Annotated in this window: 16 protein-coding genes; 7 read left to right on the top strand and 9 right to left on the bottom strand. The window is 64.1% G+C overall.

The window, feature by feature from the left end; genetic code table 11:
* Nucleotides 1–35: 35 nt before the first annotated feature.
* Nucleotides 36–1679 (top strand): MFS transporter, encoded by a 1644-nt coding sequence (locus NKH35_RS11510; protein WP_023671898.1) that lies wholly within the window; start codon nt 36–38, stop codon nt 1677–1679.
* A 23-nt stretch (nt 1680–1702) separates the two neighbouring features.
* Here the strand turns inward: NKH35_RS11510 and NKH35_RS11505 are convergent, their stop codons facing one another.
* The 8 genes from NKH35_RS11505 to NKH35_RS11470 all read right to left on the bottom strand — a co-directional run bounded on the left by NKH35_RS11505 (nt 1703) and on the right by NKH35_RS11470 (nt 8547).
* Nucleotides 1703–2071, bottom strand: coding sequence for a cupin domain-containing protein (locus tag NKH35_RS11505; RefSeq protein WP_081725355.1), 369 nt, complete (start codon nt 2069–2071; stop codon nt 1703–1705).
* Between the two features lie 58 nt (nt 2072–2129).
* Complete coding sequence (locus NKH35_RS11500; RefSeq protein ID WP_352914551.1) at nt 2130–3515, bottom strand: NAD(P)/FAD-dependent oxidoreductase; 1386 nt, start codon at nt 3513–3515, stop codon at nt 2130–2132.
* Between the two features lie 50 nt (nt 3516–3565).
* Nucleotides 3566–4681, bottom strand: coding sequence for an ABC transporter ATP-binding protein (locus NKH35_RS11495; RefSeq protein ID WP_023686365.1), 1116 nt, complete (start codon nt 4679–4681; stop codon nt 3566–3568).
* The gene (locus NKH35_RS11490; RefSeq protein ID WP_352914548.1) at nt 4678–5475 is read right to left on the bottom strand and encodes an ABC transporter permease; all 798 of its coding nucleotides are present in this window, start codon (nt 5473–5475) and stop codon (nt 4678–4680) included. Before NKH35_RS11490 ends, NKH35_RS11495 begins: the two co-directional genes overlap by 4 nt.
* A complete protein-coding gene (locus NKH35_RS11485; RefSeq protein ID WP_352914578.1) occupies nt 5475–6257 on the bottom strand; it encodes an ABC transporter permease in 783 nt (260 codons plus the stop codon). The genes NKH35_RS11490 and NKH35_RS11485 overlap by 1 nt, the downstream gene beginning before the upstream one ends.
* Nucleotides 6258–6423: 166 nt before the next feature.
* Complete coding sequence (locus NKH35_RS11480) at nt 6424–7500, bottom strand: extracellular solute-binding protein (protein ID WP_023728389.1); 1077 nt, start codon at nt 7498–7500, stop codon at nt 6424–6426.
* Nucleotides 7501–7537: 37 nt separating this feature from the next.
* Nucleotides 7538–8191 (bottom strand): helix-turn-helix domain-containing protein, encoded by a 654-nt coding sequence (locus NKH35_RS11475; RefSeq protein WP_027049833.1) that lies wholly within the window; start codon nt 8189–8191, stop codon nt 7538–7540.
* A gap of 71 nt (nt 8192–8262) precedes the next feature.
* Nucleotides 8263–8547, bottom strand: a complete 285-nt coding sequence (locus NKH35_RS11470; protein ID WP_023671906.1) for a hypothetical protein — start codon at nt 8545–8547, stop codon at nt 8263–8265.
* A 170-nt stretch (nt 8548–8717) separates the two neighbouring features.
* On the opposite strand from NKH35_RS11470, the gene NKH35_RS11465 reads away from it, so the two are divergent.
* Nucleotides 8718–9032 (top strand): hypothetical protein, encoded by a 315-nt coding sequence (locus tag NKH35_RS11465; RefSeq protein WP_155921527.1) that lies wholly within the window; start codon nt 8718–8720, stop codon nt 9030–9032.
* 39 nt (nt 9033–9071) lie between these two features.
* On the opposite strand, the gene NKH35_RS11460 is transcribed toward NKH35_RS11465, so the two are convergent.
* Nucleotides 9072–9371, bottom strand: a complete 300-nt coding sequence (locus tag NKH35_RS11460) for a putative quinol monooxygenase (protein WP_023671907.1) — start codon at nt 9369–9371, stop codon at nt 9072–9074.
* A gap of 123 nt (nt 9372–9494) precedes the next feature.
* Here NKH35_RS11460 and flhA point away from each other — a divergent pair, with 123 nt between their 5' ends.
* The 5 genes from flhA to NKH35_RS11435 all read left to right on the top strand — a co-directional run bounded on the left by flhA (nt 9495) and on the right by NKH35_RS11435 (nt 14009).
* A complete protein-coding gene (flhA, locus tag NKH35_RS11455; protein ID WP_023671908.1) occupies nt 9495–11582 on the top strand; it encodes a flagellar biosynthesis protein FlhA in 2088 nt (695 codons plus the stop codon).
* Nucleotides 11579–12331, top strand: a complete 753-nt coding sequence (fliR, locus tag NKH35_RS11450) for a flagellar biosynthetic protein FliR (protein WP_352914545.1) — start codon at nt 11579–11581, stop codon at nt 12329–12331. The genes flhA and fliR overlap by 4 nt, the downstream gene beginning before the upstream one ends.
* Nucleotide 12332: 1 nt before the next feature.
* A complete protein-coding gene (locus NKH35_RS11445) occupies nt 12333–12716 on the top strand; it encodes a hypothetical protein (protein WP_023701060.1) in 384 nt (127 codons plus the stop codon).
* A 290-nt stretch (nt 12717–13006) separates the two neighbouring features.
* The gene (locus tag NKH35_RS11440; protein WP_023701058.1) at nt 13007–13579 is read left to right on the top strand and encodes a rod-binding protein; all 573 of its coding nucleotides are present in this window, start codon (nt 13007–13009) and stop codon (nt 13577–13579) included.
* 13 nt (nt 13580–13592) lie between these two features.
* Entirely contained in the window at nt 13593–14009 is a 417-nt protein-coding gene (locus NKH35_RS11435) for a hypothetical protein (RefSeq protein ID WP_023671919.1), read from the top strand.
* Nucleotides 14010–14034: the final 25 nt, after the last annotated feature.

Here is a 14034-nt window from a genome sequence, read left to right as displayed (position 1 = left end):
GGACGAAACCAGCACGTTAAGGTGGGACAGGTCTGATGATCGATGACGAGCCGGACAGCGAACGCGTTTCGGCGCTGGCGCCGTTCCGGCACGGCATCTTCCGCGCCGTCTGGTCGGCCAGCCTGGTGTCGAATTTCGGTGGCCTGATCCAGGGCGTCGGCGCCGCCTGGATGATGACCACCATCGCCACGTCGCCCTATCAGGTGGCGCTGGTCCAGGCCTCGGCCACTCTGCCGATCATGCTGTTTGCACTCGTCGCCGGCGCCATCGCCGACAGCTTCAACCGGCGCAAGGTGATGCTGATCGCCCAAATCTTCATGCTGGTCGTCTCTGCACTTCTAACGCTGTTCACCTGGAACGGCTGGATGACGCCGTGGACGCTGCTTGCCTTCACCTTCCTAATCGACAGCGGCACGGCGCTCAACAACCCGTCCTGGCAGGCATCGGTCGGCGACATGGTGCCGCGCAACAAGCTGCCGGCCGCGGTTGCACTCAATTCACTGGGCTTCAACCTGACACGCAGCGTCGGCCCGGCGATCGGCGGCATCATCGTTGCCGCCGCTGGTGCGGCTGCTGCGTTCGCCGCCAATGCGCTGAGCTATATAGGTCTCATCATCGTGCTCTTCCGCTGGAAGCCGGAGCTGCCGGTCTCGACGCTGCCGCGCGAGACGCTGGGCGCCGCCATGGGCGCCGGCCTGCGCTATGTCGCCATGTCGCCCAACATCGGCAAGGTGCTGGTCAGGGGCTCCGCCTTCGGCTTCAGCGCCGGCGCGGTTTTGGCGCTGCTGCCGCTGGTGGCGCGCGACGTCGTCAAGGGCGATGCCTTGACCTACGGCATCATGCTCGGCGCCTTCGGCATCGGCGCCGTCGGCGGCGCGCTGATAAGCGTGCGTCTCAGACAATTGCTGTCCAGCGAGACGATGGTGCGGATGGCCTTCGCCGGCTTTGCCGTCTGCGCCTTCAATGCCGCCATCAGCCTCAATGCCTGGCAGACTGCGGCGGGTTTGCTCATCGGCGGCGCCTGCTGGGTGATCGCGCTGTCGCATTTCAACGTCACGGTGCAGATGTCGACGCCGCGCTGGGTCGTCGGCCGGGTGCTGTCGGTCTACCAGACGGCGACCTTCGGCGGCATTGCGCTGGGCAGCTGGATCTGGGGCGTCGTTGCCGATGCGCATGGCGCCGAAACCGCGCTGATTGCGGCGGCCATCGCGATGCTTGTTGGCGGCGCCATCGGCCTGTTCCTGCCGCTGCCGCAGCAGACGACTCTCAACCTCGACCCGCTCAACCGCTTCAAGGAGCCGCATCTCGGCCTCGACCTGAAGCCGCGCAGCGGCCCCATCGCCATCATGATAGAGTACATTATCCGCGACGAAGATGTACCCGAATTCCTCGCCACCATGGCCGAGCGCGGGCGCATCCGCCGCCGCGACGGCGCCCGCAACTGGACGCTGGCTCGGGACCTAGAAAATCCCGCAGTCTGGATCGAACACTACCACACGCCAACCTGGCTGGAATACATCCGCCACAACCGGCGCGCCACCCATGCCGACGCCGTCGTCGGCGAGCGGGTGCGGGCGCTGCACAGCGGCGACGAACCGCCGCGCGTGCGCCGCCTGATCGAGCGCCCGACGACCGCCGGCACCGCGCTGGTCTCGCCGAAGGGGCCGATCGATCACTGAGCTCGCCATAGCCGTAGCGCCGGTCAGCCGGCGCTCTGGATCATGTAGAGCTTGCGCGTGGTCTCGCGTATCAGCCACTCGCCCTTCCAGCCCTGCGGCAGGACGAGGAGATCGCCCGGACCGAGTTCCCGCACCTCGCCATCGATGCGGCTCAGTTCCACGCGCCCCGAAATGATGTGGCAGATCTCCGACGAGTCCGAACGATCGGCGGTGAAGCGGCCGGGCGTGCATTCCCAGATGCCGACATCGACAGTCCCGTCAGGCGATTGAAAGAACGAGCGCACGGCCTCGACCTGATCGCCTTCAATCGAGCTTGGCTTAGGAGAGAACGCGCCGATCTCGGCCTTGGCGAGATCGTGGAAGGTCGAAAGATCGATCAAGTCTAGCTCCATGGATAAGAGCAATTCCAGGAAAGGGGTCTGCCCCGGAATTGCGTGAGAACAAATGGCTTTAGTGGCCGGTGATGCTGTCGGCCAACGCGGCCAGCTTCGAGGTGCGCGCAAGCCCTGCCGCCTCGCGGCCATCGGCAATGCGATAAAGCTGGTACATCGAATGCACGCCCAGCCAGCGGAAGGGCTCCGGTTCCCATGGCCTGACCTTGCGGTTGACCCAGGGCAGCTTCGTCAGCTCGGTGTTTGCCCCGAGAACAAGGTCAGCCAGCGTGCGCCCCGAAAGGTTGGAGCTGGACACGCCGAGGCCGACATAGCCGCCGGCCCAGCCGATGCGGGTCGCGGGATCGAGGCCGACCGTGGTGCACCAGTCGCGCGGCACGCCGAGCACGCCGCACCAGGCTTGATCGATGCGGCATCCCTTGGTCTGCGGCAAGAGCGTCGTCAGGATCGTGTGCAGCTGGTCGATCGTGGCCTGCTGCGTCTGGCCGTTGACGTCGGTGCGCGAGCCGTAGCGATAAGGCACGCCGCGTCCGCCCATCGTGATGCGTCCCTCACGCGTGCGCTGGGCATAGCAATAGGCATGCGCCGCATTGCCGAGCAGTTCGTGCCCTTCCCAACCGATGTCGCGCCACAGGTCGGCAGGCAGCGGCTCAGTCACGATCTGCGCGCTGTTGAGCGCCAGCCAGGTCCGCTCCTCGCCGGGGATGCCTGATGTAAAACCCTCGGTCGCGCGGATGATCGTCTCCGCCTGCACCGTACCGCGGTCTGTCGTCACGCTGCCCTTGGCGATGCTTGTCACCGTCGTCTTCTCATAGATCGGCACGCCCAGCCGCTCGACGGCATCGGCAAGCCCGCGCACCAGCTTGGCCGGCTGCACCCGCGCCTGGCCATGGACGACGAAGCCGCCCATGACGTTACGGATGTTGATGCGCGTGCGCGTTGAGGCGGCGTCCAGCATCTCGACGCGGTTCGGGTCGACATCCCAGGAACGGATCGTCTCGCATTCTTCGCGCACGCGCTCCAACTGCGCTGCGTTGGTGGCCACCGTCAGATTGTCGACGCGGCGAATGTCGGCGTCGATGCCTTCCTCGGTCGCGACCCGGATCACTTCATCAACGCAGCCTGCCATCGCCGCCTGCATCGCCATCACGCCTTGGCGGCTCGATGTCTTGAGATATTTTTCGCGCGACCAGCTGAAGCCGCCCGACAGCCAGCCGCCATTGCGCCCCGAAGCGCCGAAGCCGGCAAATTCGCGCTCGACGATCACGACGCGCAGCGATGGCTTCGCCTTTTTCAGATAGTAGGCGGTCCACAGGCCGGTATAGCCGGCGCCGACAATGGCGACATCGGCCTCGATGTTTCCAGGCAAGGACGGGCGCGGAACGGGAACCGCCCCCAGATCCGCATACCAGAACGATATGTCGCCGTTGCGCTTGGCTTGCATGGAATGACTTTCAGATGGGATCAGGCCAGATGGGATCAGGCCAGATGGAATCAGGTGAGTGTGGTGTCGGCGCTTGCGTCGTCCGCGAGCAGCTTGGCATCGCTGCCGTCGAAGCAGAGCTCGACCTTGTCGCCGAGGCCAAAACTCTCGCCGGTCAGTGGTGAGCGCACGATCGCGGCCGAGCCGTCGGCGAGCTTAACTTCGTATTTCGATTCCGAGCCGAGATAGATGGCTTCCGCGATCGTCCCCGACAGGCGGTTGGCGCCATTGGCAGCACTTTGGCCGGCTCTTCGGATCGCGAGCTTTTCGGGACGCAGCAGCATCACCGGACTGGCTTCTCCCGACAGCTTACGCGGTACCGTCACCGTCTCGCCGGCGATGCTCAGCGCGGTGCTGTTGCCATCGCTGCGCGCCTTGCCGCGCAGCACGGTGGAATCGCCGATGAAGCGGCCGACGAACAGCGTTGCCGGCTCGTCATAGAGCTGGCGGCCGGTGCCGACCTGCTCGATGCGCCCGCGGTTGAACACGGCGATGCGGTCCGACAGCACCAGCGCCTCTTCCTGATCGTGCGTGACATAGACGAAGGTGGTGCCGAGTTCGCGATGGATGCGCTTGATCTCGAGCTGAAGCCATTCGCGCAGCTTCTTGTCGAGCGCGCCGAGCGGCTCGTCCATCAGGAGCAGCGGCGGGTCGAAGACGATGGCGCGTGCCAACGCCACGCGCTGCTGCTGGCCGCCCGACAATTCGCTGGGATAGCGATGCGCGAAATCGCCCATCTTGACCATGTCGAGCGCCCTTGCCACGCGTGTCTGCCTCGTCGCCTGGTCGACGCCGCGAAGCGTCAGCGGATAGGCGACGTTGCGGCCGACGCTCATATGCGGGAACAGCGCGTAATGCTGGAAGACGACGCCGATGTTGCGCTTGTGCGCCGGCACGCCGACGACGCTTTTTTCCCCGACCAGAAGCTTGCCGCTGGTGACATCGGTGAAACCGGCAATCACGTTGAGCGTCGTCGTCTTGCCCGAGCCGCTGGGGCCGAGCAGCGTCATGAACTCGCCGGGCTCGATGCGCAGCGACACGCCGTCCAGCGCCTTGAAGCCGCCATAGGCCTTGCTGATCGCTTCGAGATCGATCGCCGCGCCCTTGCTTGTCGGCTTCGGATTCATTGGCGTCCTTTCCGCTCGCGGCCAAGAAGGAGCATGCCGCCGCCGATCAGGATCGTGGTCGCGAAAAGCAGGATCGTGCCGACAGCCGCCACCGTCGGATCGGCGTCGCGCGTGATCGAGGCAAAAATCTGCACCGGCAATGTCTTGAGATAGGGGTTCGTGATGAACAGCGACACGACAATCTCGTCGAACGAGGTGGCGAAAGCGAACAGCAGGCCTGAGAGCACGCCCGGCGCGATCAGCGGCAGCGTCACCGTGCGAAACGTGGTCAGTGCGCCGGCGCCCAGGCTCGCGGCGGCTGTCTCCAGCCGGCGGTCGAACACTTCGAGACTGGCCGAGACCGCGATCAGCACGAAGGGCAGCGCAAGGATGGTGTGGGCCAGCACGAAGCCGAGCAGCGTGCCGACGAGCTGCGTGTCGAGATAGACGGCATAGATGCCGATCGCCAGCACCACGCCCGGCACCACCATCGGCGTCAGCATCAGCATACGCAAAAGGTTCGCCGGCCGCGCCTTCATGCGGTAGAGGCCGAAGGCGGCAAGCGTGCCGAGCACCGTTGCCAGGACGGCAACGATGGAGGCGACTTTCAGCGAGTTCAGGAAGCTGTTCGACCAGTCCGGATTGGTGGCGAAATTCTGGTACCACTGCCAGGAAAAGCCTTGCGGCGGAAACGCCAGCGATTTGTTTTCGTTGAACGACATCGGCACCACGACCAGCGTCGGCGCCACCAGCCATATCGCCACCAGCAGGCAGACGAGCCCGAGAAGAACGCGGGTGAGCGGCTTCATCTCCATTAGCGCCGCCCCGCTTCCCGATGCCTGGACCGCATCACGGGTGCTGCCAGCGCCAGCAGCACGAAGGTGGTGACCAGCAGAACGACGCCCATGGCGCCGCCCCTGCCCCATTGCAGCAGGCTCAGCACCTGCGTCTGCACCAGCGTCGACAGCATGGTCGAGCGCGGGCCGCCGAGCAAAGCAGGCGTGATGTAGAAGCCGAGCGACAGGATGAAGACGATGATCGCGCCGGCATAGACGCCGGGCAGCGACAGCGGCAGATAGACGGTGAAGAACGCGCGCGACGGCCGCGCACCGAGGCTTTGCGCCGCACGCATCAGCCTGAGGTCGATGCCTTGCATCACGGAATAGAGCGGCAGGATCATGAACGGCAACAGCACCTGCGCCATGCCGATGACCACGCCGGTCTGGGTGCGGATCAGCTTGACGCCGCCGAACCCGACCGAGCGCAGCAACGAATTGATGACGCCCGAATCCTGCAGCAGGATCACCCATGACAGCGTTCGCACCACACCACTCACCCAGAACGGGATCAGCACGCAAAGCACAAGCACCAGCCGGACGCGCGGCCCGACCGCGGTCATCAGATAGGCATAGGGATAGGCCGCGATGACGCAGACCAGCGTCACCCAGGCCGAAATGACGAAAGTCCGCTGCAGCACTGTCAGGTTGACCGGCGCGCCGAAGAACCAGGCATAGTTCTGCAGCCCCCACTCAGGTTCCGACAGGCTGCGCAGCACGATGGTGAGCAGCGGATACCCGATCACCGCGACGAGCAGGATGAGCGCCGGCGGCGGGGGGGCGGCCCGCCCCCCCGCCCCCCCCCCCCCCCGCCGGGGGGGGGGGGGGGGGGGGGGGGTGGGCGGGCCGCCCGCCGGGGGCGGGCCTGGGGGGGGGGGTGGGGGGAGGGGTGCGGCCGCGCGCACGGCCTGGCTCTCACTTGGCTGTTCAGTTGCCTGCCATCAGCGCCGACCACTTCTCCTGCGCCACCGGGAAGTTCTCGACCCAGAACTTGATGTTCTGCTTGTAACCCTGCTTCTGGCGCTCGGGCGTGTTGGTCAGGAAGGCGGCGACCGACGCATCGACCTTGGGCTGCGCGTCATTGTTGATCGGCGTATAGGAGGTCTGCTGCGCCAGGATCTCCTGCGCCCCCTTGCCGAGATAGGCATTGAGCAGCGCATAAGCCGCATCCGTATCCTTGACGCCGACCGGAATGGTCATCTGGTCCATCACCACCAGCCAGTCCTGCCAGGCCGGCGCATATTTGGCGCCGTTCTTCACCGCCGTCATGGCACGTCCGGTCCACATCATCAGCATGTCGGCTTCGCCAGATTCGGCAAGCTGCTGCGACTCAGCGCCGGTCTTCCAATAGATCGTGTCGGGACCGAGCTTGCGGATGACATCGATGGCCTTGTCGATGTCGGCCGCCGTCATCGCCTTCGGGTCGCCGCCAGACGCCTTCAACGCCTGCTCCAGCAGGCCGCCCGTCGGGTCGCCCGAACCGTCGAGCGCGCGCGTGCCGGGGAATTTTGCCGTGTCGAAGAAATCGGCCCAGTTCTTGGGCGGGTTATCCCCATACTTCTCCTTGTTGTACATCAGCACGACGCCGTAGTTCATGGCCGGCACCGAGCATTCGCCGACCTGGCCCTCGGGCACCTTGGAGACGTCAAGCTTGCTGAAATCAAGCTTCTGGAACAGCTTGCCGCAATAGACGTAAGGCGGCAGGTCGGCGGTGTCGACGACGTCCCAGGTGACGTTGCCGGATTCGACCTGCGCCTGCAGCTTGGCGATCTCTGTCGGCCCGTCATTGAGCAGCGTGGCGCCGGACTTTTCGACGAACTCCTTGAGCGCGGCGGCCTGGCCGTCCTGGTAGATGCCGCCATAAGAGACGAGCGTCAGCGTCTTGCCCTTGAGCGAGCCTTCCTTGACCTCACCCGCGACAGGCTTTTCCTGCGCGAACGCTGCGGTTGCCAGAACGCCGAGCGCCAGCACGGCGCCAAGGCCAAGATGTCTTGTTTTCAGCATGATTATTGTTCTCCCATTTGACCCGCATGGATTGAACCTACCTGGCTGCGAGCGGTTTCCAGGCCCTGTATTGATCGAGTTCGGCGCGCACCGAAGTCGGTGGCGCAATGATCCACATCACCTCGGCTCGGCCACTGCCGATGTTCTCTGAGCGATGTGCTGTCGATGTCGCGTATTCGATGCTGTCGCCCTCTTCCAGCACATGCCTGACATCGCCGAGCGAAACCTCGACGATGCCGCGCAGCACGACGAGCATCTCGTGCGCGTCGCCATGGGTGTAGAGCGCTGGGCCGGTCGAGCCGCCGATTTCGAACTCGCCGACATAGACTTCCATGTCGCTTAAAGGGGGACGCGAGAGCAGCATCTTGCGGCAGCCGTCGCTGGGCGGCAGGCTCGGCCGCTCGCTGCGCAGCAAGACCCCGCGCTGCCCGGCGGCACTATCCTCGAACAGCATCGCCACGCTTACACCCAGCGCCGAGGCCATCTGGTTGAGCGAGGCGGTGCTGGCGCCGGTCAGGCCGCGCTCGAGCTGGCTGATGAAGCTGGCGCTGGTCCCGGTCAGCTCGGCGAGTTCGCGCAGCGAAAGCCGCCGGCCGAGACGCAGGCTCTTCAGCCGCTGGCCCAGCATCTGATGGGCATGCGTCGCCGTCGAGGCGACGCCATTCTTGACCGGAGCCTGGTCGGTGCTCATCCCGTCTTTTTCTCCCACTGAACAATTTGTACAGTGACACTGTACACGTGGCAAGCGCCGAGTAGGGACATTTAAGATGCCGGCCGAGGCCTAGTCTTCGCCCGGTCGCGCCGCGCCTTGTCGAGTTCCTCGGCGTAGCGCCGCATCAGATGGCCCTCGGTCAAAAGCCCGACAACGGCCCGGTTGTCGAAATTCTCGACCACCGCCAGTTCCTCGGCGACGGCGCGCTGGATGGTTTCGGCGGTGGACCGGACGTTCATGGTCGGCACCAGCACCGCATGCCGGAATTTGGCCGGCGCCAGCACCGGCGTCTCACCATCGGACGGATCGCTGTGCAGTTCGGCGACGATCAGCACGCCGACATAATGCCGGCTGCTTGCGGCGCCATTCTGGCGCTGAGGCGCAGTCAGGCTTGCCGCCCCGCTTCAATTCCCCGCGAGCGTGTCGAGGTATATGAGCGATCGCTTACGCAATCGACGCAGCTGTGTTATTTTTGGCCGTCTCTATTTCCCTCAAGGAGGAGAAGATGAGTGCGCGGGGATTTTTTTCATTAGCTGTTGGCATGATTTTTTTGAGCTCGTCTGCGGTGAGCAATTCAAGCATGGATATGCCGGTTAGGTCTGTTGTGTCACACCCGATGTCTCTTTTTTTGGCGGGAGGCAATCCGGAAAACCAAAGCCGGCCGGCAAAGGAATTTATCCAGACTGCACAACAAGATGTTTGCTGTCCCGGCGGCTACCCTTGGTATCGCAATTCGACGAACACCTGCTACGGCAGCTATGAAGACTGCCACGATACCGATGGCGGCGGATGGTCCTGCAGACAGGTCAACGCCTGCTAGATTTTCTTGGGCCCACGCCTTCTTGACTGTGCCCGGTCCTCAGATCGGCTTCGGCTCGCCGGCCTCATAGAGCATGAGGTTGCGCTCGCCTATGCCGAGCGATGCCCAGCTCGCCCGCCAATCGGCGATGTGAGGCGAGCGGAAATGCGCGTCGAGCGCGGCCCTGTCGCTCCACACCTCGGTTACATGGATGAGCCCGACGTCGAGCACGTCCTGCGCGTAGGAGTATTCGATGCAGCCGGGCTCCGCACGGCTGCCCAGTATCATGCGCCGCATGGCCGGCCTTGCCTCGTCGAGCAGTTGCGCAGGCAGGCGAATGGTGCCGATGATCACCAGCATGATCTCTCTCCTCAAGGCCTCTGTCGTCCTGGCAAGTAACCAGTCCTCCCACCCTCGCGCAAGCTTGACCGGTTAGGCTCGAAGGGCTGTCGCGTGCTCGGCAGGCTTGTGATTGGGGACGATATGGCCGTCAGCGAAAGCTTAGCGACAGGAACAGTGGCCAAGAACGGCCGCGATGTCTTCTTCGCCATCGGCATCGTCATCATCCTGGCCGTGCTGTTCCTCCCGATCCCGGCCTTCCTCATCGACATCGGCCTCGCCTTCTCGATCGCACTGTCGGTGCTGATCCTGATGGTGGCGCTGTGGATCCAGCGGCCGCTCGATTTCTCGTCCTTCCCGACCGTGCTGCTGATCGCCACCATGCTACGGCTATCGCTCAACATCGCCACCACGCGCATGATCCTGTCGCACGGCAATGAGGGCACGCACGCCGCCGGCTATGTCATCGCCGGCTTCTCCAAACTTGTGATGGCCAGCGATTTCGTCATCGGCCTGATCGTCTTCATGATCCTGATTGTGGTCAACTTCATCGTCATCACCAAAGGCGCCACCCGTATTGCCGAAGTCGGCGCCCGCTTCACCCTCGACGCGATCCCCGGCAAGCAGATGTCGATCGACGCCGACCTGTCCGCCGGCATGATCGACGACAAGACAGCGCAACTGCGCCGCCGCGAGCTGGAAGAGGAATCCTCCTTCTTCGGCTCGATGGACGGCGCCTCGAAATTCGTCCGCGGCGACGCCATTGCCGGCCTCATCATCACCGCCATCAACATCGTCGGCGGCATCGCCATCGGTTACATCAGGCACGGCATGGGCATGGGCGAAGCCGCCGATGTCTTCATCAAACTGTCGGTCGGCGACGGCCTCGTCACCCAGATCCCGGCGCTTATCGTTTCGCTCGCCGCCGGCCTGCTTGTGTCCAAGGGCGGCACGCGCGGCTCGACCAACCAGGCGGTGTTCGGCCAGCTCGGTGCGCATCCGCGCGCGCTCTATGTCGCGGCCTCGCTGCTCGTCCTGCTCGGCCTGATGCCCGGCCTGCCGTTCTTCCCGTTCTTCACGCTAGCCGCCGGCATGGCCGGCCTTGGCTACGTCATCCCGATGCGCGCCAACCGCGAGGCTGCCGCCGCCGAAGCGATCAAGGATCTGGAGAAGGCGAACAAGGTCGAGGAAGAGAAGAACTCGGTCAAGGCTTCGCTGACCACCGCCGAGATCGAGCTTCTGATCGGCAAACAGCTGTCGACGCGGCTGCTGGTGTCGCATCAGGAACTGGTGTTCCGCATGGCCAAGATGCGCAAGAAATTTGCCACGCAATATGGCTTCGTCGTGCCGGAAGTGCGCGTCGCCGACGATTTCGGCATCCCGCCGAAAAGCTACCAGATCAAGGTCCACGGCACCGTCGTCGCCGAATACCAGATGCGCGTCGGCGAGATCATGGTGCTGCTCGGCAACCGGGATTTGCCCGACGTTCCCGGCGAGGAAATCCGCGAGCCGGCCTTCGGCATGCGCGCCTTCTCGGTGCTCGAAACCTTCGCCGAGGATCTGAAGCGCGAGAACTACACCTTTGCCGACAACATGTCGGTGCTGCTCACCCATTTGTCCGAGGTGATCCGCAACAACCTGCCGCAGCTTCTGTCCTACAAGGACATGAAGGCGCTGCTCGAGCGCCAGGATCCGGAATACCGCAAGCTCGCCGACGAGATCTGCACCTCGCACATCTCCTATCCCGGCCTGCAGGCGGTGCTGAAATTGCTGCTGGCCGAACGCGTATCGATCCGCAACCTGCATTTGATCATCGAGGCCATCGCCGAGATCGCGCCGCATGTGCGCCGCACCGAGCAGATCGTCGAGCATGTCCGCATCCGCATGGCCCAACAGATCTGCGGCGATCTCTCCGAGGGCGGCATGCTCAAGGTGCTGCGCCTCGGCAACCGCTGGGACCTCGCCTTCCACCAGAGCCTCAAGCGCGACGCCAAGGGCGAGGTGCGCGAATTCGACATCGACCCGCGCCAGCTGGAGGAATTCGGCCAGGACGCGACCAAGGCGATCCGCAAGCATCTCGAGGCCGGCGAGCGTTTTGTCCTCGTCACCGCGCCCGATGCGCGGCCTTATGTGCGCATGATCATCGAGCGCCTGTTCACGACGCTTCCCGTTCTCTCCCATGTCGAAATCGCCAAGGGCGTCGAGATCAAGGTGCTCGGGACGATCTCGTGAACATACTGTCGCAAGGCGTCGTCATCGCCGCCTTCCTCGCCTTCTGTCGCATCGGCGCCTGCTTCATGCTGATGCCGGGCCTGTCCAGCGCCCGCGTGCCGATCCAGGTTCGGCTGTTCGCGTCGATCGCCGCAACCGGTGGCCTGCTCGCCTTCCTGTGGGACAAGATCTTTCCCTTCGTCGATGCGCGTCCGCAGGTGCTGGCGCCGATGATCATCTCCGAACTTTTGGTCGGCGGGCTGATCGGCGCGATGACCAGGCTTTACATGGAGGCGCTGCGCTTCATGGGTTCGGCCATCGCCATGCTGATCGGCTATGGCGGCACAGGCGGACCGGCGATCGAGGAGCCGGAACCGCAGGCGGCGCTCGCCGCCATCATCTCGTTTTCGGCGCTGCTGCTGCTCTTCGTTTTCGATTTCGACCACGAGATCATCCGCGCTCTGGTCGCCTCCTACACGGTGGCGCCGGTCAACGTCTTCTTCAATCCGCAGGCCGCCCTGGTCGATCTCACCGACACGGTGTCGGACGCCTTCTTCCTGGTCATCCGGCTCGGCAGCCCGTTCATCGCCTATGCCATCCTGGTCAATTTGACGATCGGCTTCGTCAACAAGCTGACGCCGCAAATCCCGGTCTACTTCATCTCGCTGCCTTTCGTCATCGCCGGCGGCATCATCATCTTCTATTTCGCCATCGGGACCATGCTGTCGCTGTTCGTCGACGGCTTTGTCGACCTGACGCTGGCGAGGTGAGATGAGCACGCGCAAGGAACGGCTGAAGAAACTGGTCAAGGTGCAGGAGCAGCTGAAGGCCCTGCACGAGACGCGCCATGCGGCCTTCCTGGCGGCAGCGGCAACCGCCGAAACCGAGGCCAAGGAACTAGTCCAGCATTTCGACGCCGACCAGTCGATGGCGGTGCTGTTCCCTGACCTCTACCATCGCCGCATCGCGAATGCGCTGGTCCGGCAGGAAGCGAGCTTGGAAAGCGCCAGGCAGGAGGTCACGCTCATCGCCACTGCGACGGCGCGCACCAACATGGTCGAGCGCGCCTACAAGGACGTGCGCCGACAGGACGAACGCGAACGCTCCGACCGCGACCGGCTCGATCTGATCGCGCAGAGGCGAGGGCAGGAATAATCGGAAGTTAGAGCCGGGTCACCTGCGGACGGCGTTCGGTTTCGTTCCGTGCGGCGGGCTGTGTTGGGTGTACGGCGCCGTGTTCGGCCTCTGCGCCTACGCCACCTACGATCTGACCATGGCGACGCCGGCAGCGCCCACCGCAAACGACCAGATCGCATCGACCCAGCCGGAGTTGCCGCTGCTGATAGCAATGCCTAGCATCCGGCGAAGGATTTCGAGCCGGCAAGCCTGCCACAAGCTTGCTGCGGCATGGTCGCTCAGGAAACCCGGCAAAGAGGCGGACTTTCTTGGCGATTTCTCCACCCAGCGACATCGTTCTCGATGTTGCCCGAGCCGTCGACCCGACGGATATCGAGGCTGCCCGTGCCGCGCTGGCCAAGCGGGCCAACGGCGTTGGCGGCGCCTTTTTGGTCGACATGGCGGCTTCGGTGGATACCGGCTCGATCTTGTCGCGTGCCACGGCCGACAAGGCCGCGGCAGGCGCCGATCCCGCGGGAAAATTCAAGAAGTTCGAGGCCATGGTCTTGCAGACCTTCATCCAGAACATGCTGCCCAAGGACACAGAGGGCGTCTACGGCAAGGGGCTGGCCGGCGACATGTGGAAATCGCAGCTTGCCGAGCGTGTCGCCGACGTCATGGCCGAGCGCGGAGGGATCGGCATTGCCAAATCGCTGCTCGCCGACCACTACAAGGACGGCAAGCGCACCGTGCCGATCGGCCCGGTGTCAACCGGGCCGCACAAGACCGAGATCGACCAGCAGGCGCGGCTGTCCACCTCGCTGGTCGAGGAATTGCAGCGCAAGGCCGCACGGTCGATGACCGGCGACGAGACGACCATCAAAACCGAAATCAAGATCTAGACCAGGATTTTCAATGGCCGATTTTTCAAAATACTCTTCCAACCTGCCGGCGCGTACGTCCGAAGCGCCGATCCCGTTTGCACGGCCGGGCAACCTTGCCGCCATCATCGGCCGCATCGAGGAAGCGGTCGAGGAAGAGACGGCCGGTTTGAAGAACGACACCAGCTATGACCTCAAGGCCTCCAACGCCCGCAAGAGCCGCTACCTCTATGAGCTGACCCGCGCCATGAAGGGCGCCAACGAGATCGAATTCCTGGAACAGCATCGCGACAGTCTGGCGCGGCTGCGCCAGAAGCTCGCGAAAAACGAGGCTGCAATCCTCGCCCACCTCAACGCGGTCAACGAAGTCGCCACGCTGTTGAAGAACGCCATTCAGCGCGCCGAAGCCGACGGCACCTATTCGGCCGGTGAATTCGGTTGGGCGAGCTGATGATCTCGGCAACAGGCGGGAACAA

Source organism: Mesorhizobium sp. M1143 (assembly GCF_040318435.1).
In the GTDB taxonomy this organism is placed as follows: domain Bacteria; phylum Pseudomonadota; class Alphaproteobacteria; order Rhizobiales; family Rhizobiaceae; genus Mesorhizobium.
Note: the sequence above shows the minus strand (reverse complement) of the source record. Positions and strands in the feature narration are given on the sequence as shown.

Excerpts from the sequence above, each read along its gene's own strand:
- NKH35_RS11510 (WP_023671898.1), top strand. The coding sequence starts at position 36 with ATGATCGATGACGAGCCGGACAGCGAACGCGTTTCGGCGCTGGCGCCG.
- NKH35_RS11505 (WP_081725355.1), bottom strand. The coding sequence starts at position 2,071 with ATGGAGCTAGACTTGATCGATCTTTCGACCTTCCACGATCTCGCCAAG.
- NKH35_RS11500 (WP_352914551.1), bottom strand. The coding sequence starts at position 3,515 with ATGCAAGCCAAGCGCAACGGCGACATATCGTTCTGGTATGCGGATCTG.
- NKH35_RS11495 (WP_023686365.1), bottom strand. The coding sequence starts at position 4,681 with ATGAATCCGAAGCCGACAAGCAAGGGCGCGGCGATCGATCTCGAAGCG.
- NKH35_RS11490 (WP_352914548.1), bottom strand. The coding sequence starts at position 5,475 with ATGGAGATGAAGCCGCTCACCCGCGTTCTTCTCGGGCTCGTCTGCCTG.
- NKH35_RS11480 (WP_023728389.1), bottom strand. The coding sequence starts at position 7,500 with ATGCTGAAAACAAGACATCTTGGCCTTGGCGCCGTGCTGGCGCTCGGC.
- NKH35_RS11475 (WP_027049833.1), bottom strand. The coding sequence starts at position 8,191 with ATGAGCACCGACCAGGCTCCGGTCAAGAATGGCGTCGCCTCGACGGCG.
- NKH35_RS11465 (WP_155921527.1), top strand. The coding sequence starts at position 8,718 with ATGAGTGCGCGGGGATTTTTTTCATTAGCTGTTGGCATGATTTTTTTG.
- NKH35_RS11460 (WP_023671907.1), bottom strand. The coding sequence starts at position 9,371 with ATGCTGGTGATCATCGGCACCATTCGCCTGCCTGCGCAACTGCTCGAC.
- flhA (WP_023671908.1), top strand. The coding sequence starts at position 9,495 with ATGGCCGTCAGCGAAAGCTTAGCGACAGGAACAGTGGCCAAGAACGGC.
- NKH35_RS11445 (WP_023701060.1), top strand. The coding sequence starts at position 12,333 with ATGAGCACGCGCAAGGAACGGCTGAAGAAACTGGTCAAGGTGCAGGAG.
- NKH35_RS11435 (WP_023671919.1), top strand. The coding sequence starts at position 13,593 with ATGGCCGATTTTTCAAAATACTCTTCCAACCTGCCGGCGCGTACGTCC.